We start from the raw sequence: 21,350 nt of genomic DNA on the forward strand, positions 1-21,350 counted from the left end.
CCCGTCGCGCCCGCGACTCGACAAACCGGATGGAAGATGACCGTCTTTGACACCTCGGTTCTCACGCCCAAAGCGGCGCTACCTCCCGATACCGACCTGAATGCGATATCGCAGGACCTGGCCGACAATCACGTGGCCGTGCCGAAGGGGCAGGAGCAGAAGGAAAGCGCTCTGGCCGCGATCGTCGACGACGCCCGCGAGCACGGCATCGCGCTGAGCATCGTGGTGGTGCAGGGCAACAGGGGGCGTGAGGAGGATATGCGCGACCTGGCTACCGCGGTCGGCAAGACGGAGCACGGCACGGTGGCGGTGCTCAGCGACGACTTCGTCGGCACCTACAGTGACTCGATTCCGCGGGCGCGGCTCGAGTGGGCCGAGGATCCGGCGAAAGGCAAGGGCCTAGGGCATTCGGATACGGCAGCGCAGATCCTCGTCGACCGTCTGGAAACGCCGGAAGCGGTATCGCCCACAGTGGCAACGTCGGCCGCGCTCGCCGTACTGCTCATGGTGCTGGCCGGGCTGTACTGGATTAAGGCCCGGCGGGCGCGCGTGCCCGTCTCGGTGGGCGCCCAGTCTTCCGGGGCGTAGCCAGGATCGGCTCGAGGCGGCTTTCTCGACCCGGCGCAGGCAACCTGCGCCGGGTTCGTTCATTTCGGGCGTGTTCGCCTCTCCGAACGCACATCCCAAACCATCCGGTTTTTATGGCTATCCGGTCTGTTTTGTGGAGCTAATCCACACGCTGATCCAGCAATTTAGTAGCTAGCCGCGAATTACACCTCTGGCATTCTGTGGCCCGTGTTTTCTCCGTGCAAGAAGTGTCGTACGGTTTCGAATGGCACGGAAGTGGAAAGAGTGTCATATGAGTCCTCAGCAACCATTGAGGTATCGGGTGCGGCTGGGGCTCGTGAGGCGATGCCGGTCACTGGTCGCCCAGCGCAGTCCCGGTGAACCTCGTTCCCCGGGAACCGGAGCGGGATCCAGGGAGGTGTGCGAGTGGGGTGGCACGGGGCCTCGATCAAAGTCGCGCTGGGGTTGCTGGTGTGCGCGGTGGCGTTGTCGGTATCGGTCGGCGCCGCCGGTGCGGCGCCCGCGCCGCCGCCCAATCCGAGCGACGGTGACATCGCCGACGCGGGCGGGCAGGTGGATGCCGGCGTGGTGGAAGTCGGCGGCCTGATCAACGAGGTCGCCGCGGCCGAACAGCAGCTGCGGCAACTCGACACCGAGGTCGCCCGGCAGCGCGAGGCGGTGAACAAGGCACTGGTCGACCTGCAGGCCGCACGGGCCGCGGCCGACGCCGCGAACGCCGCGGCCGAGGCCTGCCGCCGCGACCTCGCCGACGCCGGCGTCCGAGTAGGGAAGGCCCGCACCGAGTTCGACCGATTCGCCATCGAGGCCTACACGCAACCGGCGACCGGTTCGATGGTCAACGTGCTCGCGGGCGCGGACCCGGCCGCGGCCCTCGACCGGGCCCAACTGCTCGGGGTCGCGTCCAAGACCAAGCAGGACGCCCTGCAGCTGTTACGCCGGGCCCAGGTCGAACAGGCCAACCGGGATTCCGCGGCGCGCCGGGCGAAGCAGACCGCCGACGCCGCCGCGGCCGCGGCCGAGCAGAAGAAGCTGGAGGCACAGCAGGCCGTCGCCGCCGCGCAGGCCGCCCAGCAGCAACAGGCCGCGCAGCGCACGGCGCTACTGGGACAGCGGGATTCGGCACAGCAGCGGCTCGACGCGGCGCGCCAGCGAGTGGCCGGGCTCCAGGGTCAGCGCGAGGCATTCCTCGCCTGGGACCGGCAACGCCAGGCCGAGGTCGCCGCGGCCCAGGCCGCCGCGACCGCGGCCGCCGCCCGCGCGGCCACCGACCAGGCCGCCCACGACCGCGCCGCACAGGTGGGCACGGGCAAGCGCCCGCACACCCAGCTCGACAACGCGCCCGCGCCGCACGCCTCGCTGCCCGATCGTCCGGCGCGTCCCTCCGGCAGCCGGTCCGAACTCGTCGAAACCGTGGTGGATCGCGCCATGTCGCAACTGGGCGTCACCTACTCCTGGGGCGGCGGCGACGAGAACGGCCCCACACTGGGCATCCACGATGGCGGCGTGGCCGACAGCTACGGCGACTACGACAAGGTCGGATTCGACTGTTCCGGCCTGATGATCTACGCGTTCGCCGGAGTCGGCATCGCCCTGCCGCACTACAGCGGCTATCAGTACACGATGGGCACCCGGGTGCCGGTCGCCGAGCGCGAACGCGGCGACATGCTGTTCTGGGGGGCCAACGGCAGCGAGCACGTGGCGCTGTATCTCGGCGACGGCAAGATGGTCGAAGCGCCCGAATCCGGCGACGTGGTGAAGGTTTCGCCGGTCCGTGAGGGGGGCATCATGCCGTACGCGGTGCGATTGCTCACCTGACGACTCCCAGTGTCCTCTCAGGCGCGTTCGGCGGGATTTGCGTTAGGGTTCACAATGTCGCGCGTGGCGCGCGGCGAGTTGGCGTGTCGGAATCCCCTGGCTGCGTTGGGGGAGGATGTCGAACCTGGAATAGTGGTGGGGAACACGCCGGGTGACGTCGGACCGGCCGCGGAGGCCGACACGACGCACCGGCTGGTGAACCACAGATGCAGCGGCGAGCCTCACGGGGCCGGACTAGGCGAAAGCGGGGATGTTTGTGACTTCGACTGATGGTGTGAGCACGGTGAATCCGGCGAAAGACACGCCGGCGCCCGCCACCCTCGAGCGCGATGTCCAGACCCTGGAGAAGGCGATCTACGAAGTCAAACGGGTCATCGTCGGCCAGGATCGTCTGGTCGAGCGGTTGCTCGTCGGTGTGCTGGCGCGCGGCCACGTGCTGCTCGAGGGCGTGCCGGGCATCGCCAAGACGCTCGCGGTCGAGACCTTCGCACGGGTCGTCGGCGGCACCTTCTCCCGCGTGCAGTTCACCCCCGACCTGGTGCCCACCGACCTCGTCGGCACCCGCATCTACCGGCAGGGCCGCGAGGAGTTCGACACCGAGCTGGGTCCGGTGGTGGCGAACTTCGTGCTCGCCGACGAGATCAACCGCGCGCCGGCCAAGGTGCAGTCGGCGCTGCTCGAGGTGATGGCCGAGCGGCACGTGTCGATCGGCGGCAAGACCTTCCCGATGCCCGATCCGTTCCTGGTGATGGCCACACAGAACCCGATCGAGAGCGAGGGCGTGTACCCGCTGCCCGAGGCGCAGCGCGACCGCTTCCTGTTCAAGGTCGTCGTCGACTACCCCTCCGTCGAGGAGGAGCGCGAGATCATCTACCGGATGGGCGTCACCCCGCCGGAGCCCAAGCAGATCCTCGAGCCCGGCGAGGTGATCCGGCTGCAGCGCCTGGCGTCGAACACCTTCGTGCACCACGCCCTGGTCGACTACGTGGTGCGGGTGATCTCCGCGACCCGCAACCCGGCCGAGTTCGGTCTCGACGACGTCGCGGGCTGGATCGCCTACGGCGCCTCCCCGCGTGCGAGCCTCGGCATCATCGCCGCCGCCCGCGCCGTCGCCCTCATCCGCGGCCGCGATTACGTGGTCCCGCAGGATGTGGTCGAGGTCGTGCCCGACGTGCTGCGTCACCGCCTGGTGCTGTCCTACGACGCGCTGGCCGACGAGGTGAGCCCCGACGACGTGATCCGCCGGGTGCTGCAGACCGTCGGCCTGCCGCAGGTCGCGCCGCAGGCCAACGCGCCCGCGCCGGGCCAGCAGCCGCCCGCGCCGATGCCCGCGCCCGCGGTGGGCCAGCAGCCGGGTGTGCCGCAGCCGCCGGCGCCGCCCGCCCCGAACGGGCAGCAGGCCGTCGGCCAGCAGCAACCGCAGCGTCCGTGAACGGAGCATCGGATCCGGTTGCCCCAGTGACGAATCCAGCGAAGATCCCACCCACCCGAGGAAGTGCCGCACCCCCTTCGTTCCGTTCCGGCCAGTTGAACGATCCGCGGCTGTCGGCGGCGCTGAAGACGCTCGAGCTGACCGTGCGGCGCCGCCTCGACGGCGTGCTGCACGGCGACCACCTCGGCCTCATCCCGGGGCCGGGCTCGGAACCCGGCGACGCGCGGGAGTACCAGCCCGGTGACGATGTGCGCCAGATGGATTGGTCGGTCACCGCGCGCACCACGCACCCGCACGTGCGGCAGATGATCGCCGACCGCGAGCTGGAGACCTGGCTCGTGGTCGACCTGTCCGCCAGCCTGGACTTCGGCACCGCGCTGTGCCAGAAGCGGGATCTGGCAGTTGCCGCCGCGGCGGCGGTCACCCATCTGACCAGCGGCGGCGGCAATCGGGTGGGTGCCGTCGTGGCCAACGGCGAACGGCTGTTCCGCATCCCGGCGCGCGCCGGGCGCGTGCACGCCCAGGCGATGCTGCGCAGCATCGCCACCACCCCGCACGCGGCCGACGGCGTGCGCGGCGACCTGCGCGGCGCGATCGAGTCGCTGCGCCGGCCGCAGCGCAAACGTGGTCTGGCCGTAGTGATTTCGGACTTCCTCGGCGACATCGACTGGCAACGGTCGCTGCGCGCCATCTCCGGCCGCCACGATCTGCTCGGGGTGGAGGTGCTGGATCCACTGGATCTGGACCTGCCCGACGTGGGCGACGTGGTGCTGCACGATCCCGAGACCGGCCGCACCCGCGAATTCTCCGTAACCCCCGCGCTGCGTAGCGATTTCGCGCGTGCGGCGCAGCGGCACCGCGGCCAGGTCGAACAGGCGCTGCGCGGGTGCGGCGCTCCGGTGCTGTCCCTGCGCACCGATCGGGATTGGATCGCCGACGTCGTCCGGTTCGTGTCCACCCGGCGCCACACGTTCGGCGCCCCGACCGGACAGGTCCCCCGACAGTGAGCATTTCGCATTTCACGGCCGCCGTCTGGCTGGCCTTCCTGCTGGTCGTCGCCGCCATCGCACTGCTGTACGTGGTGGTGCAGCGGCGTCGTCAACGTCATCTGCTCCGGTTCGCCAACATGGAGACCCTCGAGCGGGTCGCGCCCAAACGGCCCAGCGGCTGGCGGCACGTGCCGGTCGCGCTGATCCTGGTCGGGCTGGTGCTGCTGACGATCGCCGCGGCGGGTCCGCAGGCGGCGAAGAAGGTGCCGCGTAACCGCGCCACCGTGATGCTGGTGATCGACGTGTCGCTGTCGATGGAGGCGACCGACGTGCCGCCCACGCGACTGCAGGTCGCCCAGAAGGCGGGCAAGGATTTCGTCGACGAGCTGCCCAGCGGCATCAATCTCGGGCTGGTGGCCTTCGCCGGCACCGCGTCGGTCCTGGTGTCGCCCACCGCGAATCACGAATCCGCCAAGGCCGCGATCGACAATCTGAAACTGTCCGAACGCACCGCCACCGGCGAGGGCATCTTCTCGGCCATGCAGGCGATCGAAACGCTCGGCTCGGTCCTCGGCGGCACCGAATCGCCGCCCCCGGCCCGCATCGTCCTGATGTCCGACGGCAAGCAGACCGTACCCGCCTTCGAGGACTACGACAATCCGCGCCACGAGTATGTCGCGGCCCGGGTGGCAAAAGAGAAGAACGTCCCGGTATCGACGATCTCGTTCGGCACCAAGGGCGCGCACATTCAGATTCCCCGCTCCGACGGCACGATGCAGGACGCCCCGGTGGGTGTGGACGACGAAGCGATGCAGGAGATCGCGAGAATCTCCGGCGGGCAGTTCTATCGCGCCGCCACACTGCAACAGCTGACCGACGTCTACGACACGCTGCAGGGGCAGATCGGCTACGAGACGGAAATGGGTGACGCGAGCCGCCCATGGCTGCTGCTGGGCTTGCTGTTCGCCTCGGCGGGAGCGGTGGCCGGTCTGCTGTACCGGCAGCGCCTGCCGTAGCCGAATCACATTGGCGGCGAGCGCATCCCGTCGTTGACGGGTGCTCACCGCCAATGTCGGCCTTGTCGTGAGGTTTGGGGCGTCATCCGGGAGAGTGAAATGGCACTCTTCCGGGCCGTTTTCTTTGGGTATCCGCACGAGAAACGACCACCCGATCGTGACGGTGGGGCTCGGCGCAGGTAGGTTTACCCCCATGTCGAACTTCACATCCCGGTCGGTGCTGGTGACGGGCGGCAACCGCGGCATCGGTCTCGCGGTCGCCCAGCGGCTCGCCGCCGACGGACACAAGGTCGCTGTCACGCATCGGGGTTCGGGGGTGCCCGACGGGTTGTTCGGCGTGAAATGCGATGTGACCGACAATGATTCGATCGACGAGGCGTTCTCCGAGGTGGAGGCCGCGCAGGGGCCGGTCGAGGTGCTGGTGGCCAATGCCGGCATCGTGGACAACACGCTGCTGATGCGGATGAGCGAGGAGCAGTTCACCCGCGTCATCGACGCCAACCTCACCGGTGCGTGGCGCTGCGCCAAGCGGGCCAACCGCGCGATGCTGCGGGCCCGCTTCGGCCGGATGATCTTCCTCGGGTCGGTCGTCGGCACGATGGGCGTGCCCGGACAGGTGAACTACGCCGCCGCCAAGGCCGGCCTGGTCGGCATGGCACGCGCCATCACTCGCGAGATCGGGTCGCGCAACATCACCGCGAACGTGGTCGCGCCCGGCTTCATCGACACCGACATGACCCGCGACGAGATGACCGAGGACATGCGCGAGATCGCGCTCAAGGCGATCCCGGCGGGCCGCATGGGCCAGGTCTCGGACGTCGCGGCCGCCATCAGCTTCCTCGCCTCCGACGAGGCGCAGTACATCAGCGGCGCGATCATCCCGGTCGACGGCGGCCTGGGCATGGGCCACTGAGCCTTTCGATCTCGTTCCCGGCCCCTCAGACCTTGAACAGGAGACCCGACAACTCATGAGCGGATTGCTCGAGGGCAAGACCGTCCTCATCACCGGCATCATCACCGATTCCTCGATCGCCTTCCACGCCGCGAAGGTGGCGCAGGAGCAGGGCGGCAAGGTGATCATCACCGGTATCCCGGAGCGGCTGCGGCTGATCGACCGGATCGCCAAGCGGCTGCCGCAGGAGATCGCCCCGGCCATCGGCCTCGACGTCACCAGCGAGGACGACCTGGCCGCGCTGCCGGACAAGGTGCGCGAACTGGCCCCCGAGGGCGTCGACGGCGTGCTGCACTCGATCGCGTTCGCGCCGCGCACCCTGATGGGCCCCGACGCCAAGCCGTTCCTGGACGGCCCGGGCCCCGATGCCGCGAAGTCCTTCGAGATCTCGGCGTGGAGCTACGCCTCGCTGGCGCGGGCCGTGCTGCCGGTGATGAACGAGGGCGGCTCGATCGTCGGCATGGACTTCGATCCGCGCACCGCGCTGCCGTACTACAACTGGATGGGCGTGGCCAAGGCCGCGCTGGAATCGGTGAACCGGTATGTGGCGCGAGAAGTGGGCGAGGCCAAGCGCGTTCGCTCGAACCTCATCGCCGCCGGTCCGATCAAGACCCTCGCCGCCAAGGCCATCGCGGGCACCGCCACCGACGACGCCAAGCAGCTGACCATGCTGAACACCTACTGGGACGGCGCCTCGCCGATCGGCTGGGACGTCGACGACCCGACCGTGGTGGCGAAGTCGATCGTCACCCTGCTGTCGGATTGGCTGCCCGGCACCACCGGCTCGATCATCTACGTCGACGGCGGCGCCAGCCACAACACCTGGTTCCCGGAGAACTGGTCGGCCAACTGAACGATCCCGGGCTTTCGGACCGTCGTGGCATTGACGTGAACTGAGGTGGGCATGGAATACGACGCGTTGCTCGTCCTGTCCTTCGGCGGTCCGGAACGGCCGGAGGACGTACTTCCGTTCCTGGAGAACGTCACCCGGGGCCGCGGCGTGCCGCCGGAGCGGCTCGCCGAGGTCGCCGAGCACTACCTGCACTTCGGTGGCGTATCGCCGATCAACGCGCTCAACCGCGACCTCATCGCGGCGGTCGAGGCCGAATTCGCCCGGACCGGAATCGAATTGCCGATCTACTTCGGCAACCGCAACTGGCATCCGATGGTGGAGGACACCGTCGCCCGGATGCGGGACGACGGAATCGGTTCGGCCCTGGTGTTTCCCACCTCGGCGTGGGGCGGCTACTCCGGATGCCGCCAGTACGACGAGGACATCGCGCGGGCGCGCGCCGCGGCCGGGGAGCGGGCGCCGGAGCTGGTGAAGCTGCGGCAGTACTTCGACCATCCGCTGCTGATCGAGGCGTTCGCCGACGCCATCCGCGCGGCGGTGCGCGGCCTGCCGGACGACCGGCGGGACCGGGCGCGCCTGGTCTTCACGGCGCATTCGATTCCGGTGTCGGCCGACGTGGCCGCGGGACCGCCCGCCGACGGCGGTCACCTCTACAGCCGCCAGGTGGTCGACGCCGCCCGATTGTGTGCCGCCGCTACGGGTTTCGAGGATTTCGACGTGGTGTGGCAATCCCGCTCCGGCCCGCCGCAGGTGCCGTGGCTGGAACCCGACATCGTCGACCATCTGGAAGCGTTGTCGGCCAAGGGAATCGACGCGGTCGTGGTGTGCCCGGTCGGGTTCGTCTCCGACCACCTCGAAGTGATCTGGGACCTGGACAACGAGGCGCGGGAGAAGGCCGCCGAACTGGGCATGGCCTTCGCCCGCGCGGGCACGCCGGGGCCCGATCCCCGATTCGCCGAGCTGGTCACCGAACTCGTGCGCGAACACCTCGCGGACATCGCGCCCCGCCGCCTCGGCGAGGCGCCCGGCTACGGCTGCACCACCAACGGCGCACCGTGCGCGACCGGTTGCTGCGAACCGGCCCGCCGCCCCGCCTGACGGGGAAAGTGCCACCGCCGGGCGGGATTCGGCGCGAACGGCTCAGCCTGCGAAGAAGGTGCCGATCACTCCGGCGACCCGCTCCGGGGCACGCTTGTCCAGGCCGAAGTGGTCGAGATCCGGAAACAGATGTCCGGTGCAGCGGGGAATGACGTATTCCAGTGTGGCCCGGTCGATATCGGTCTGCGCGAGGTGGTCCTTGCCGCCTTGGAGGAAGAGGACCTCGGCCTCGATCTCGCGGTAGCAGGGGTAGGTGTTGTCGAGGCGGACGATCTCGCGGTGCTCGCGCAGATTCTCCGCCAGCAGCCCGGTGACCAGTTCGCGCTCCGGCGCCTCCATGACCAGCGGCATCATCCGGCGCATCACCCAGCGCGGGGTGCGGCGAACCGACTCCGGACCGAGCGCGCGCACGAATTCGACGAATGCGTCGAACGGCTTGTGCTGTGCGAGTTTCCGTTCGTACACGGGCATCCAGTCGCTGGGCATCGAGCCGTCGATGGACAGCCCCGGTTCGTACACGGCGACCTTGCGGATATCGGGACATCCCCGCGCCGCCTCCAGCGCCACCAGCCCGCCGTAACTGTGGCCGACCAACAGTTCGGCGCCCGTTTCCGCGCGCAGGGCGAGCAGGTCCGCACACTCCTTGCCGATGCTGTAGTCCGCGCCCTGCGGTCCGCTGCCGTCGCGGCCGCGGCGCTGCATGACATGCACGGTGAAATGCGCGCCGAGGGCCCGGGCGAAGTCCAGATACCCACTGGCAACCGACAACACGCCGGGGACGACGATCACCGCGGGGCCGTCGCCGACGGTGAGGTAGGCGATGGTGGTGCCATCGGCGGAGACGACAGTCGAGTACGGCGGGTTCGGGTCCGGCGCGGTCATCAGCTTCCTCGTCACTGATCGATGCTCCCCGCGGCCGCGCGCATCCCACATCTTCGCGGCCGGAGTGGATGTGGTCAGGGTACGTCCGGAACGGACAGTCCGGGCGGGTTCGGCGACACTTCGCAAATCCGGTCGCCGCGCGCGGATCTCGACTGCATCGGCCAGTGGCATCCCGGCAGCAAATGCGGTGCGCGGCGGCGGCAGTGTCCGGTCCGGCCGATTTCCGCGCGCCGGTGACCAAGTCACCCAGGAAGATTCACCGGGACCGGAATGGTGCGAGCCGGTGCCGCGCCCGGTTCAGAAGTCGAGGGCCGGGACGCGTGCGTAGACGCCGGGATAGCCGGGCTCGGCGCTGCCCTTGCCCCACGAGACGATACCGGCTAACGCGCCGTCGACGAGAAGCGGTCCGCCGCTGTCGAATTGGGCGCTGTCGGCGAGAGTGGAGCCCGCGCACAAAGCTTCACGAGAGTCGAATTCGGCGCCGTACGCGGCGCAGGCGTCGTCGCCGAGCAGCGGGATGCGCGCGCTGCGCAGACGGCTGTTGGACATGTCGTCGTCGGCGGTGATGCCCCAGCCGACCACCTCGGCCGAATCACCGTGCGCGGGGCCGACCGGCAGGGTCGGCAGCGCCACCGGCTCGGCGAGGGTCAGGATCGCGACGTCGTGGTGAAACGCGAGATCGTCACCGAACAGCGACACGCGGAAATCCGGATGCAGCCGAACGTCCTTGATGCCCACAGTGAGTCCGCCCGGACCGGCCATGTCGGTGCGTCCGAAGGTGACCGTCGTGCCGGGCAGGACCTTCGCCAAGGCGCCGCAGTGCCCGGCCGTGACCACGCGGTCGGGCGCGACGAGCGCGCCCGCGCAGTACTGGCCGCCCGCGCGAGTGGCATAGAGCGGTGTGCTGAGGGCCGCCAGCCACGGGTACGCCGACGCCTCGGCCTCGGCGCCGCCGACCACGGCAGCGGCCGGCGGCGCGGCGGACAGGCCGAGCGCCAGGAACGCCGCGGCGAGGGCCGCGGTGACGCCGCGGGAGATGTGCATGCGCCGAGTCTGCCGCATGCGGGCCGCCCGGATCCAGTGGGGCCGCGCCGCGCGATCGGATCCGGATTGTCGGTGCCCCGGCCTACCGTGAGGTTATGACCAGCTGGGACGAGTTCACCGCGGCCGCGCCGCGAACCTCCGCGATCTTCCTGCGCCGCCACACCGCGACCGGGAACCTGTGCATGCTGGCGACCACCCGGTCGGACGGCTATCCGCGCATCAGCCCGATGGAACCGCGGATCTTCGAGGGTCGCCTGATCGTCGGCGGCATGCCCGGCACCACCAAATTCCGCGACCTGCACCGCGATCCGCGGTTCTGCCTGCACACCGCCACCGTCGACACCCACGCCACCGACGGCGACGCGAAGCTGTGGGGCGTGGTCCACCACGTGCCCGACGAGCAGCTGCACCAGCGTTTCGCCACCGCCCTGTACGAGCGGACCGGGTTCGACCTGCGCGGCCGCGTCTTCGATCCGTTCTACGTCGCCGACATCACCGGCGCGTCCGCGGTGGAGCTGATCGACGGCCGCATGGAGGTGGTTATCTGGAAGCCGGGGGAGGAGGAGCGCGTCGTGCGGAAGGACTGACGTGCCTCGCGGTCCGATGAAAACCGCTGCGGCACCGAGATACTCATCACATCCGTTGCTGTGCCGCCGCTTTCGGGCCGGAGCGGGCGCCGATGGGAAATCGGTGGCGAGGTCGCCCCTCGGCATCGTTCCAGCGACCGATCGCCGACGTGCACCGGCCCGGCAACCTGGCCGGATGCGCCGAAGGCGCCGTGCGGGAGTGTCTAGGTACGTGGCGAACCGGAGGACGCCCGCCCCGGGGACCTGTCGTCCTTAGGGTAAAAAGAGACCGCTGGGTGGCGTATGACCTGCGTCTTTCTTCACCAAACCCGCAGTCATCCTCCAAAATCGCCCTAGACTTCCCGTCATGCCATCCGATAGGGCGGACGACGCTATCCGGCTGCTGGTGGCGGAGGACCATCCCATGGTCGCCGTGGCACTGGACTCCGCCTTCGAACTCGTCGAGGACATCGAGATCGTCGAACGGACCGGCTCGGTCGCCGACACGATCGCCGCGACCGCCCGCGCTCACCCGAACGTGATCCTGCTCGACCGCCGCCTACGCGACGGCGACGGCATCGACGCGATCGAGGCTCTGCGCGCCGCGTCGCCCGGAGTCCGCGTGCTGGTGTTCACCGGCTACGCCGACCGGGCCATGGTCGCTCGGGTGGCGGCCGCGGGCGGGGCGGGCCTGATGTTGAAGACCGGTCTCTTCGAGGACCTGCTCGACGTCATCCGGCGGATCGCCGCCGGGCACGACCACTTCGACGCCGACCTCCGGCATTGACCCACTACTCGCAGGTGAAGGCAGGCGACCGATGGTCCAGGACATGGCGACCGCGGAACGGGTGAGCAACAGCGACGAGCGGCTCAAACCACTGCTGAACGGACTGAAAGCCGTGCGCGACGGCGACTTCCGCCGGTCTCTGCCGCAGGTGGGCGACCCGATGCTGGACGAGATCGCGATCGTCTTCAACGGCATGGTCGATCAGCTCTCGCTGTTCACCACCGAGGTCACCCGGGTGGCCCGCGAGGTCGGCACCGACGGCAAACTCGGCGGCCAGGCCTCGGTGCCCGGACTCTCGGGCACGTGGAAGGACCTCACCGATTCGGTGAACGCCATGGCGGACAACCTCACCGCGCAGGTGCGCGACATCGCCGGGGTCGCCACCGCGGTCGCGAAAGGCGATCTGTCGCAGAAGATCACCGTGGACGTCAAGGGTGAGCTGCTGGAGTTGAAGAACACCATCAACACGATGGTCGATCAGCTCTCGGCGTTCGGCGACGAGGTGACCCGGGTGGCGCGCGAGGTGGGCAGCGAGGGCCGACTCGGCGGTCAGGCCCGGGTGCCCGGGGTCTCGGGCACCTGGCGCGATCTCACCGAATCGGTGAACATCATGGCGGGCAACCTCACCGCTCAGGTCCGCTCCATCGCCGAGGTCACCACGGCGGTGGCGAAAGGCGATCTGTCACAGAAGATCACGGTCGACGCCCGCGGCGAGATCCTGGAGTTGAAGAACACCATCAACACCATGGTCGACCAGCTCTCCGCGTTCGCCGACGAGGTCACCCGCGTCGCCCGCGAGGTCGGCACGGAGGGCCGCCTCGGCGGCCAGGCCCAGGTGCTGGGTGTCTCGGGCACGTGGAAGGGCCTCACCGAATCGGTGAATTTCATGGCGGCCAACCTGACCGACCAGGTCCGCTCCATCGCCCAGGTCTCCTCGGCGGTCGCGAAAGGCGATCTGTCACAGAAGATCACGGTCGAGGCCAAGGGTGAGATCCAGGAGTTGAAGAACACCATCAACACAATGGTCGACACGCTGTCGTCGTTCGCCGACGAGGTGACCAGGGTGGCGCGCGAGGTTGGCACCGAGGGCCGCCTCGGCGGGCAGGCCGACGTGAAAGGCGTGTCGGGCACGTGGAAGGGTCTCACCGAGTCGGTGAACGTGATGGCCGACAACCTCACCGACCAGGTCCGCTCCATCGCTCAGGTGACCACCGCCGTCGCCCGCGGCGACCTGTCGCAGAAGATCCGCGTCGACGCCCGCGGCGAGATCCTCGAACTCAAGGAGACCATCAACACGATGGTCGACACGCTCTCCTCGTTCGCCGACGAGGTCACCCGCGTCGCCCGGGAGGTCGGCACCAAGGGCCGCCTGGGCGGGCAGGCCGATGTGAAGGGTGTGTCGGGTACGTGGAAGGGTCTCACCGAGTCGGTGAACGTGATGGCCGACAACCTGACCGACCAGGTCCGGTCCATCGCGCAGGTGGCGACCGCGGTCGCGAAAGGTGATCTGTCGCAGAAGATCACGGTCGAGGCCAAGGGCGAGGTGGCCGCGCTCGCGCAGACCATCAACACCATGGTCGACACCCTCTCGGCATTCGCCGACGAGGTCACGCGCGTGGCGCGCGAGGTCGGCACCGAGGGCATGCTCGGCGGCCAGGCCCGCGTGCCCAATGTCGCCGGAACCTGGAAAAGCCTGACCGACAACGTCAATTCGATGGCGGGCAACCTCACCAGCCAGGTGCGTTCCATCGCCCAGGTCACCACCGCGGTGGCGCGGGGCGACCTGTCGCAGAAGATCGACGTCGACGCGCGCGGCGAGATCCTCGAACTCAAGACCACCATCAACACCATGGTCGACACGCTGTCCTCGTTCGCGGCCGAGGTGACCCGCGTGGCCCGCGAGGTCGGCAAGGAGGGCCAGCTCGGCGGCCAGGCCGAGGTCGAGGGCGTGTCCGGCACCTGGAAACGGCTGACCGAGAACGTCAACGAGCTGGCGGGCAATCTGACCCGGCAGGTGCGCGCCATCGCCGAGGTGACCAGCGCGGTGGCCACCGGCGACCTGACCCGCTCCATCTCGGTCGAGGCGAACGGCGAAGTGGCCGAACTGAAGAACAACATCAACGCGATGGTGCAGTCGCTGCGCGAGACCACCCGCACCAACGAGGAACAGGCCTGGCTCAACACCAACCTGGCTCGCATCTCCGGCCGGCTGCAGGGTCATCGCGATCTCAGCGCCGTCGCGCAGCTGATCATGAACCAGGTCACCCCGCTGGTCGGGGCGCAGTACAGCGCGTTCTTCTTCATGGAGGGCGACGGCGACCGCGGGCGGCTGCGGCTCATCGCGGGCTACGGGCGCAACGAGGACGGGACCGTCTTCGAACTGGGGCAGTCCCTGGTCGGTCAGGTCGCGAAGACCAAGAAGGCGATCGTGGTGGAGGCCACGCCGCTGGACTACGTGCGAATCTCCTCCGGTCTCGGGGCCGGGCGCCCGGCCAGCCTGATCGTGCTGCCGATCGTGTTCGAGGACCAGGTGCTCGGCGTGATCGAACTGGCCACCTTCGGTCGCTTCACCGTCGTGCAGCGCGACTTCCTGGAACAACTGATGGAGAGCATCGGCGTCAACGTCAACACCATCATGGCCAACGCGCGCACCGACTCCCTGCTCGAGGAGTCGCAACGGCTGGCCGGTCAGCTACAGCAGTCCAACGCCGAACTCGAGGAGAAGGCCGAGCTGCTGGTCCGGCAGAACCGCGACATCGAGATGAAGAACTTCGAGATCGAGCAGGCCCGCCAGGAGATCGAGGAACGCGCCCAGCAGCTGGCGCTGGCCTCGAAGTACAAGTCGGAATTCCTCGCCAACATGTCGCACGAACTGCGCACGCCGCTGACCAGCCTGCTCATCCTGGCCGGGGTGCTGGCGCAGAACGCGTCGGAGAACCTGACCGCCAAGCAGGTCGAATTCGCCCGGGTGATCCAGTCCGCGGGCAAGGACCTGCAACAGCTGATCGACGACATCCTCGATCTGTCCAAGGTCGAGGCAGGCAAGATGGACGTCCGTACCGAGCTGATTCCGCTGCGTCAGCTGCTCGGCTACGTGCAGACCACATTCCGGCCGCTGACCAGTCAGAAGGGGCTGACCTTCGAGATCGACGTGGCGCCGGAGGTGCCTACCCACCTCGACACCGACGAGCAGCGGCTGCGTCAGGTGCTGCGCAATCTGCTGTCCAACGCGGTCAAGTTCACCGAGCAGGGGGAGATCCGGCTGCGAGTGTCGCGGTACGACGATCAGGTGGCATTCTCCGTGTGCGACACCGGGATCGGCATCGCGGAGCAGAACCTCGAGACCATCTTCGCCGCCTTCCAGCAGGCCGACGGCACCACCAGCCGCCGCTACGGCGGCACCGGGCTCGGCCTGTCGATCAGTCGTCAGGTGGCCAACCTGCTGGGCGGCGAGATCCGGGCCGAGAGCCGGCTCGGCGTCGGCAGCACGTTCACGCTGTTCCTGCCGATCCGGCCGCAGCCGGAGACGCCGTCGGAGTCGAAGGCCCGGCCCAAGGCGGTGACGCGCGCGGTGCTGGTGCTGGAGGATCCCGCCGAGCGGTCGCTGACCCGGCTGGTGTCGGGCGTGGTGGACGAACTCGCCGATACCACGGGTCCGTTGCACATCGAGTCGGTCGGGACGGCGGGCCGCGCGCTCGAGCTGGTCTCGGGATGTCAGTACGTGCTGGTCGACGCGAGCCGCGCGGGAGTGTTCACCTCGGAATTCCTGGATCAGCTGCGCGGCCGGGTCGCGCCGGGCAGCATTCCGATGCTGGCGTATCCGGCGCGGGCATTGAATGCCGAACAGCAGCGGCTGGCCGAGATCACCGCCCGCAACCACGGCTTCGAGCTGCTCGGCGCGGCGGAGGAGTTCCGGGAACGGTTCATTCTGCTGCTGACCCAGCCGCATCCGTCGGGGATCGAGACGCCGCCGCGGCGCAGCGGCTACCCGCGGCTGCGGGGCCGCCGGGTGCTGCTGGTCGACGACGACGCCCGCAACGTGCTCGCCATCGCGGGCATTCTGGAACTCAACGGCATGTCGGTGGAGCACGCGCCGAACGGGCGCAAGGGCATCGAGGCGCTGCGCGACCACCCCGACGTGGACGTGATCCTGATGGACGTGATGATGCCGGAGATGGACGGCTACGCCACCACGACGACCATTCGCACGATGCCGCACTTCGACCGGCTGCCGATCATCATGGTGACGGCCAAGGCGATGGCGGGGGACCGGGAGAAGAGTCTGGCTTCCGGCGCGAGCGACTACATCACCAAACCGGTCGACCCGGACGAACTGCTGGACTGCATCGATCGCTGGCTCGGCGAAAACACCCGCGAAAGCCCCGAGCCGGTGTGAGCCTCAGCGGCTACCGGCGGCCGCGTGCACGGCGGTGAGCCGGGCGGCGCGGATCGCGTCCCACAGCGGCCGCAGGAATGTCTCCTGCGCCTGCATGGCGCTGGCCGAGGCCGGGGAGGAGGCCGGGGCCTGCTGCGCGACGGTGAGGATCGCGGCGACATGGTCGGCGGTGTCGAGGATCCGGCGGGCCCGCAGCGGCGCCGAATCCGGATACACGTGCCGGGAGTAGTCGGCGAGTTCGGCCTCGACCAGCTCGCGCGGGTCCATGTCGTCGGTGCCGACGGTGGTGGTCTGCAACTTCATCAGGGCGTCGGCGGCGTCGCGGACCGCCTGCCGCATCGCGTATTCCGCCTCGCCGAGGGCCATGTCCGGCACCGGGTTCGGGACCGGCGTGTGGAAGACGGTCCACTGCAGCGTGTCCTCGGCGGTCCACTGCGGGACCAGTCCGACACCCTCCGCGCCGGGCACGCCGACGATCAGGCCCTCCTCGGCTTCCATTGCCGCCGTGGCGAACTCGGTGCCCGGCGGGACGCCGCGGAGATCGCCGGGTACGGGCAGCACCAACCGCAGATGCGCCCCGGGCGCGTCGAGCGCCTCGCGGATCACCTTGAGCAGCATCATGATTCCGGTCCCGGCCGCGAGCGGCTCGGCGGTCGGCCAGGGCAATCCGGTCCGGCCGCCGGTGATCGGGTCACCGGCCGCCACGCCGTGGCGCGGCGCCCAGGCCCGCAGCGCGTCCAGCACGTCGTCGGGCGCGCTCTGACCGGCCAGCCACGAACCGGCCCATACCGTCAGCGTCGCACTGGGAGAACACATGTTTCGAGCATAACTGGGCAATAGCCTGCCGACCCGCCGACGTGGTCATTCCCGCGGAGATGGCGCGTTCGGGCGGGCGCTGGACGGTGGTTGTCGGTGCGCGTCGTTATCCTGCGCGCAGCCGAGGTGAGCGGAGAGGGTCCATGAACCGGACGGATCGACTGTACGCGCTGGTCGAGGAACTGCGTGCGGTGGCGCCGCGGCGGCGCAGCGCGCGGGAGCTGGCGGCACGGTACGAGGTCAGCGTGCGCACGATCGAACGCGATATCGCGGCGCTGCAGCAGTCTGGCGTGCCGATCCTCGCCGACGTCGGCCGCACCGGCGGGTACGCGCTCGACAAGCGGATGTCGTTGCCGCCGTTGAACTTCTCGCCGGCCGAGGTGGTCGCGCTCGGCGTGGCCCTGCAGCGCATGCGCGGCACGCCCTTCGACGCCGCGGGCCAGGCCGCGCTGGCCAAGATCCTCGCGGCATTGTCGGACGAATCGGCCGGTGCCGCACGGGAACTCGCGGCGCAGGTGCGGGTCGTGGAGCCTCCGGACGAACCGCCCAGTGCCCCGTTCGCCGCGCTGGTCCAGCTGGCGCTGCAACGCCGCCGGCTGATCGAGATGTCCTATGTCGACCGGTTCGGCGCGGTGTCGGACCGCGCGGTCGAGCCGTCGGCGCTGATGTGCGGCGGCGAGGGGTGGTATCTGGTCGGGTGGTGCCGGCTGCGGGAGGAGACACGGGTGTTCCGGCTGGATCGGATCCGCGCCGCCGACCTGACGGAATTCCTCACCGTGGTGCGGCCGTCGCGCGAGTACTGCGATGTGCCGCCCGGCCGGATCGTGCGAACCGTGAGTCTGGAGAGACCGGCCGCGATTCCGGCGAAAACACCGACATAGGGTTGTCGCGGGGGTGCTCGATGCTGAGTGGGCGCGACCGTCCGGCCGCGCCCGACCAGAGGAGAGATATCGCATGACATCCGCTTTCGGCACCGTGGCCTGGTTCCAGGTGGGCAGCGCGGACCCCGCTGCGGCCCAACGGTTCTACGGCACCCTGTTCGGCTGGACCTTCGGCGCCGATCCCGGCAGCGGCGAGGGCTACGACCTGATCCGCTACGCGAACACCGAGGTCCCCAGCGGCGGCATCGCCCACCTCGACGAGTCCGACACGCCACACGCCATATTCTGCGTGCTGGTCCAGGACGTCGCCGCCACCTGCGACCAGGCCGTCGCCCTCGGCGCCAAGGTCTTGGTCCCGTCCGTGACCACACCCGACGGCCTGACCTTCGCTCACCTCCTCGACACCGACGCCAACCGCTTCATGGTCTTCACCCCGGCCCCGGCCTAAGCCCCGGGCGGCGGCATCCCCGGTGCCGCCGCCCTTCAGGGGTCCTGGGGCGGAGGGTCATTCCTCGGCCGGTTCGGTGACGAAGTCGATGAGGCGTTCGACCGCGCCGATCAACGGGGACTCGAGGTCGCGGAAGGTGTGGACGGCGTTGTAGACGCGGCGCCAGCCGTCCTGGGGCGTGCCCCAGCCGAGGCGGCGGCAGATGCCGGTTTTCCAGTCCTCGCCGCGCGGGACTTCGGGCCAGGCCTCGATGCCGACCGCGGCGGGTCGCACGGCCTGCCACACATCGATGAAGGGGTGGCCGGTGACGAGAACGTGTGGCCCGAGGCCGGTGGTCAGGCCGGTCTCCTTGGATCCGGTGACCAGATGATCGACCAGGACGCCGACGCGGCGGCCCGGCCCCGGTTCGAATTCGCTCAGCCGCTCGGCGAGATTGTCCAGCCCCTCGAGGTGCTCGACGACCACGCCCTCGATACGCAGATCGTGCCCCCACACCCGCTCGACCAGCGCCGCGTCGTGCACGCCCTCCACCCAGATCCGGCTGGTGCGCGCCACCCGCGCCCGCACCCCCTCCACGCGCGTCGAGCCCGATGCCGACCGGGTCGGCCGCGCCGGCGCCGCGGGCGCCGGGCGGACGAGGGTGACCGGGCGGCCGTCGATGAGGAAGGCCGCCTCCCGCAGGGCGAACAGCCGGACCTTGCCGTGGCGGTCCTCGAGTTTCACGAACTCGCCGTCGTAACTGCGGTCGAATCCCACGACGGCGCCGCAGAATCCGGTCGCGGCGTCCTCGACGACCAGGTCGCGTTCGGCCGGCACCCGCGGCACGGCCCGCTTCTCGTTGCGGGCGTGCCCGCCGTAGATATTCCCGTAGTTCCGCGCACTCACGCGCTCGAAAATACCTGTGATGGTTCGTTTCCCGGCGGCGACGGGCCGTACCGGATCACAACACCGTACCGGTCGGATGCCGATTCCGTTGCGAACGGCGAACTCCGCGCCGCGCGGCGACTCGAGCCGTTCGATGTTGCGTGTGTATCCCGACATCGTGCGGTGGCGCCCACTAGAGTGATCGGCGTGGCCGCAATAGTGTGGCTGGTCGCGGGGATCCTGCTCGCGGCCGCCGAAATGCTCACCGGTGATTTCACGCTGCTCATGCTGGGGGCGGCCGCGCTCGCGACCGCGGGTGTCTCCGGGCTGGCGGACACCTCACTGATCGTCGACGCCATCGTGTTCGGTGCCAGCTCCGCGGTGCTGATATTCCTGGTGCGTCCGATGCTGTTGCGGCGCTTCGCGACTCCACCGCCCACCCCGACGAATGTGGACGCCCTGCCGGGCAAGACGGCGCGTGTGCTCGAGCCGGTCAACGAACACACCGGCCAGGTGAAGATCGGCGGCGAGGTGTGGAGCGCGCGCCCGCTCGACCCGGGCGAGGAGTACGCCGAGGGTGAAACCGTCTACGTCATGAAGATCGACGGCGCGCACGCCGTCGTGTGGAAGGGGCCTTAATGGCTGTACTGATCGTCGCCGTCGTCCTCGTCCTGCTGGTCGTGGTCGTGGTGTTCAAGTCGATCGCGCTGGTGCCGCAGGCGGAGGCCGCGGTCATCGAGCGATTAGGCCGGTACTCGCGCACGGTGTCCGGCCAGCTGACGTTCCTGGTGCCGTTCGCCGACCGCATCCGGGCCAAGGTGGACCTGCGCGAGCGCGTGGTCTCCTTCCCGCCGCAGCCGGTGATCACCCAGGACAACCTGACCGTCCAGATCGACTCGGTGGTCTACTTCCAGGTCACCAGCCCGCAGGCGGCGGTCTACGAGATCAGTAACTACATCGCCGCGGTCGAGCAGCTGACCATCACCACGCTGCGCAACGTGGTCGGCGGCATGACCCTGGAAGAGACGCTGACCTCCCGCGATCAGATCAACTCGCAGCTGCGCGGCGTCCTCGACGAGGCCACCGGACGCTGGGGCCTGCGGGTGGCGCGTGTCGAGCTGAAGGCCATCGATCCGCCGCCGTCGATCCAGGAGTCGATGGAGAAGCAGATGAAGGCGGACCGCGAGAAGCGGGCCATGATCCTCACCGCGGAAGGTAACCGCGAGGCGCAGATCAAGTCCGCCGAGGGCGCCAAGCAGGCGCAGATCCTGTCGGCCGAGGGTTCCAAGCAGTCGGCCATCCTGGGCGCCGAGGGCGACCGGCAGAGCCGCATCCTGCGCGCTCAGGGTGAGCGCGCCGCCGCCTACCTGCAGGCGCAGGGCCAGGCGAAGGCGATCGAAAAGGTCTTCGCCGCAATCAAGTCCGGCAAGCCCACCCCGGAACTGCTTGCCTACCAGTACATGCAGACGCTGCCGCTGGTCGCCAAGGGCGACGCCAACAAGGTGTGGATGGTGCCCAGCGATTTCGGCAAGGCGCTGGAAGGGTTCGCCCGCAACTTCGGCACTCAAGGCGAGGACGGCGTCTTCCGCTACGAGCCCGCGCCCGACAGGGACGGCGGTCCGCGCCCCGAGGACGACTCCGACGAGGTCGCCGACTGGTTCGACGTCAAGACCGACCCGGCCGCGGAACGCGCCGTGCGTGCCGCCGAGGCCGCGGCCGCCACTCCGGTGGAATCGCCGGTGCCGACGGTACCCTCGCGCAACCTGCCGCCGCAGGGCGCGCTCGGCGGCAGCAGGCCCACCTTCCAGCCGGACCAGCAGCCGCCGCAGCCGCCGCCGGTCCAGCAGCCCTACCAGCCCGGGACCGGCGAGACCCGGCCGTGGACGCCGCCGCAGGGCCATTAACGGCGAGTCGGATTCGACG

General features: G+C 69.4%; 19 protein-coding genes. 15 read left to right on the forward strand and 4 right to left on the reverse strand.

Going from position 1 to position 21,350, the window contains the following annotated elements:
• The first annotated feature begins 36 nt into the window (after positions 1-36).
• The 8 genes from ACFMRZ_RS04125 to ACFMRZ_RS04160 all read left to right on the forward strand — a co-directional run bounded on the left by ACFMRZ_RS04125 (position 37) and on the right by ACFMRZ_RS04160 (position 8,743).
• Entirely contained in the window at positions 37-588 is a 552-nt protein-coding gene (locus tag ACFMRZ_RS04125) for a DUF6676 family protein (protein WP_400177971.1), read from the forward strand.
• Between the two features lie 405 nt (positions 589-993).
• Entirely contained in the window at positions 994-2,403 is a 1,410-nt protein-coding gene (locus ACFMRZ_RS04130) for an NlpC/P60 family protein (RefSeq protein WP_400177972.1), read from the forward strand.
• A 250-nt stretch (positions 2,404-2,653) separates the two neighbouring features.
• Positions 2,654-3,835: a MoxR family ATPase gene (locus ACFMRZ_RS04135; protein ID WP_280273039.1), complete on the forward strand. Its 1,182-nt coding sequence runs from the start codon at positions 2,654-2,656 to the stop codon at positions 3,833-3,835.
• A 26-nt stretch (positions 3,836-3,861) separates the two neighbouring features.
• A complete protein-coding gene (locus ACFMRZ_RS04140; protein WP_400177973.1) occupies positions 3,862-4,842 on the forward strand; it encodes a DUF58 domain-containing protein in 981 nt (326 codons plus the stop codon).
• Positions 4,839-5,840, forward strand: coding sequence for a VWA domain-containing protein (locus ACFMRZ_RS04145; protein WP_400177974.1), 1,002 nt, complete (start codon positions 4,839-4,841; stop codon positions 5,838-5,840). Before ACFMRZ_RS04140 ends, ACFMRZ_RS04145 begins: the two co-directional genes overlap by 4 nt.
• A 193-nt stretch (positions 5,841-6,033) precedes the next feature.
• A complete protein-coding gene (gene fabG1, locus ACFMRZ_RS04150; protein WP_280361687.1) occupies positions 6,034-6,753 on the forward strand; it encodes a 3-oxoacyl-ACP reductase FabG1 in 720 nt (239 codons plus the stop codon).
• A 55-nt stretch (positions 6,754-6,808) separates the two neighbouring features.
• On the forward strand, positions 6,809-7,645 hold the full coding sequence (inhA, locus tag ACFMRZ_RS04155) for an NADH-dependent enoyl-ACP reductase InhA (RefSeq protein WP_280275730.1): 837 nt from the start codon (positions 6,809-6,811) through the stop codon (positions 7,643-7,645).
• Between the two features lie 51 nt (positions 7,646-7,696).
• Complete coding sequence (locus tag ACFMRZ_RS04160; RefSeq protein ID WP_400177975.1) at positions 7,697-8,743, forward strand: ferrochelatase; 1,047 nt, start codon at positions 7,697-7,699, stop codon at positions 8,741-8,743.
• 42 nt (positions 8,744-8,785) lie between these two features.
• On the opposite strand, the gene ACFMRZ_RS04165 is transcribed toward ACFMRZ_RS04160, so the two are convergent.
• Together ACFMRZ_RS04165 and ACFMRZ_RS04170 are read right to left on the reverse strand one after the other, a co-directional pair.
• Entirely contained in the window at positions 8,786-9,640 is an 855-nt protein-coding gene (locus tag ACFMRZ_RS04165) for an alpha/beta hydrolase (RefSeq protein ID WP_280361689.1), read from the reverse strand.
• Positions 9,641-9,922: 282 nt separating this feature from the next.
• Positions 9,923-10,669: a serine protease gene (locus ACFMRZ_RS04170; RefSeq protein ID WP_400177976.1), complete on the reverse strand. Its 747-nt coding sequence runs from the start codon at positions 10,667-10,669 to the stop codon at positions 9,923-9,925.
• A gap of 95 nt (positions 10,670-10,764) precedes the next feature.
• Here ACFMRZ_RS04170 and ACFMRZ_RS04175 point away from each other — a divergent pair, with 95 nt between their 5' ends.
• From ACFMRZ_RS04175 to ACFMRZ_RS04185, 3 genes are all read left to right on the forward strand, one after another.
• Positions 10,765-11,256 carry a pyridoxamine 5'-phosphate oxidase family protein gene (locus tag ACFMRZ_RS04175; protein ID WP_280275734.1) on the forward strand — a complete coding sequence of 164 codons (492 nt, stop codon included), beginning with the start codon at positions 10,765-10,767 and terminating at the stop codon, positions 11,254-11,256.
• A gap of 346 nt (positions 11,257-11,602) precedes the next feature.
• Positions 11,603-12,022, forward strand: coding sequence for a response regulator transcription factor (locus ACFMRZ_RS04180; protein ID WP_400177977.1), 420 nt, complete (start codon positions 11,603-11,605; stop codon positions 12,020-12,022).
• A 43-nt stretch (positions 12,023-12,065) separates the two neighbouring features.
• Positions 12,066-16,418, forward strand: coding sequence for a HAMP domain-containing protein (locus ACFMRZ_RS04185; protein ID WP_400177978.1), 4,353 nt, complete (start codon positions 12,066-12,068; stop codon positions 16,416-16,418).
• A gap of 3 nt (positions 16,419-16,421) precedes the next feature.
• Here the strand turns inward: ACFMRZ_RS04185 and ACFMRZ_RS04190 are convergent, their stop codons facing one another.
• Positions 16,422-17,234 (reverse strand): hypothetical protein, encoded by an 813-nt coding sequence (locus tag ACFMRZ_RS04190; protein ID WP_280275737.1) that lies wholly within the window; start codon positions 17,232-17,234, stop codon positions 16,422-16,424.
• A 143-nt stretch (positions 17,235-17,377) separates the two neighbouring features.
• Between ACFMRZ_RS04190 and ACFMRZ_RS04195 the strand changes: the two genes are divergently transcribed.
• Both ACFMRZ_RS04195 and ACFMRZ_RS04200 read left to right on the forward strand, forming a co-directional pair.
• On the forward strand, positions 17,378-18,115 hold the full coding sequence (locus ACFMRZ_RS04195) for a YafY family protein (RefSeq protein ID WP_280275738.1): 738 nt from the start codon (positions 17,378-17,380) through the stop codon (positions 18,113-18,115).
• 73 nt (positions 18,116-18,188) lie between these two features.
• Complete coding sequence (locus ACFMRZ_RS04200) at positions 18,189-18,563, forward strand: VOC family protein (RefSeq protein WP_400177979.1); 375 nt, start codon at positions 18,189-18,191, stop codon at positions 18,561-18,563.
• Between the two features lie 57 nt (positions 18,564-18,620).
• Here the strand turns inward: ACFMRZ_RS04200 and ACFMRZ_RS04205 are convergent, their stop codons facing one another.
• On the reverse strand, positions 18,621-19,448 hold the full coding sequence (locus ACFMRZ_RS04205) for a DUF3097 domain-containing protein (RefSeq protein WP_400177980.1): 828 nt from the start codon (positions 19,446-19,448) through the stop codon (positions 18,621-18,623).
• 186 nt (positions 19,449-19,634) lie between these two features.
• Between ACFMRZ_RS04205 and ACFMRZ_RS04210 the strand changes: the two genes are divergently transcribed.
• Positions 19,635-20,066 carry an NfeD family protein gene (locus ACFMRZ_RS04210; protein ID WP_280270283.1) on the forward strand — a complete coding sequence of 144 codons (432 nt, stop codon included), beginning with the start codon at positions 19,635-19,637 and terminating at the stop codon, positions 20,064-20,066.
• A complete protein-coding gene (locus tag ACFMRZ_RS04215) occupies positions 20,066-21,331 on the forward strand; it encodes an SPFH domain-containing protein (protein ID WP_400177981.1) in 1,266 nt (421 codons plus the stop codon). The genes ACFMRZ_RS04210 and ACFMRZ_RS04215 overlap by 1 nt, the downstream gene beginning before the upstream one ends.
• The last annotated feature ends 19 nt before the right edge of the window (positions 21,332-21,350 follow it).

The sequence above is a fragment of the Nocardia sp. N2S4-5 genome, assembly GCF_044628355.1.
Lineage (GTDB): Bacteria > Actinomycetota > Actinomycetes > Mycobacteriales > Mycobacteriaceae > Nocardia > Nocardia wallacei_B.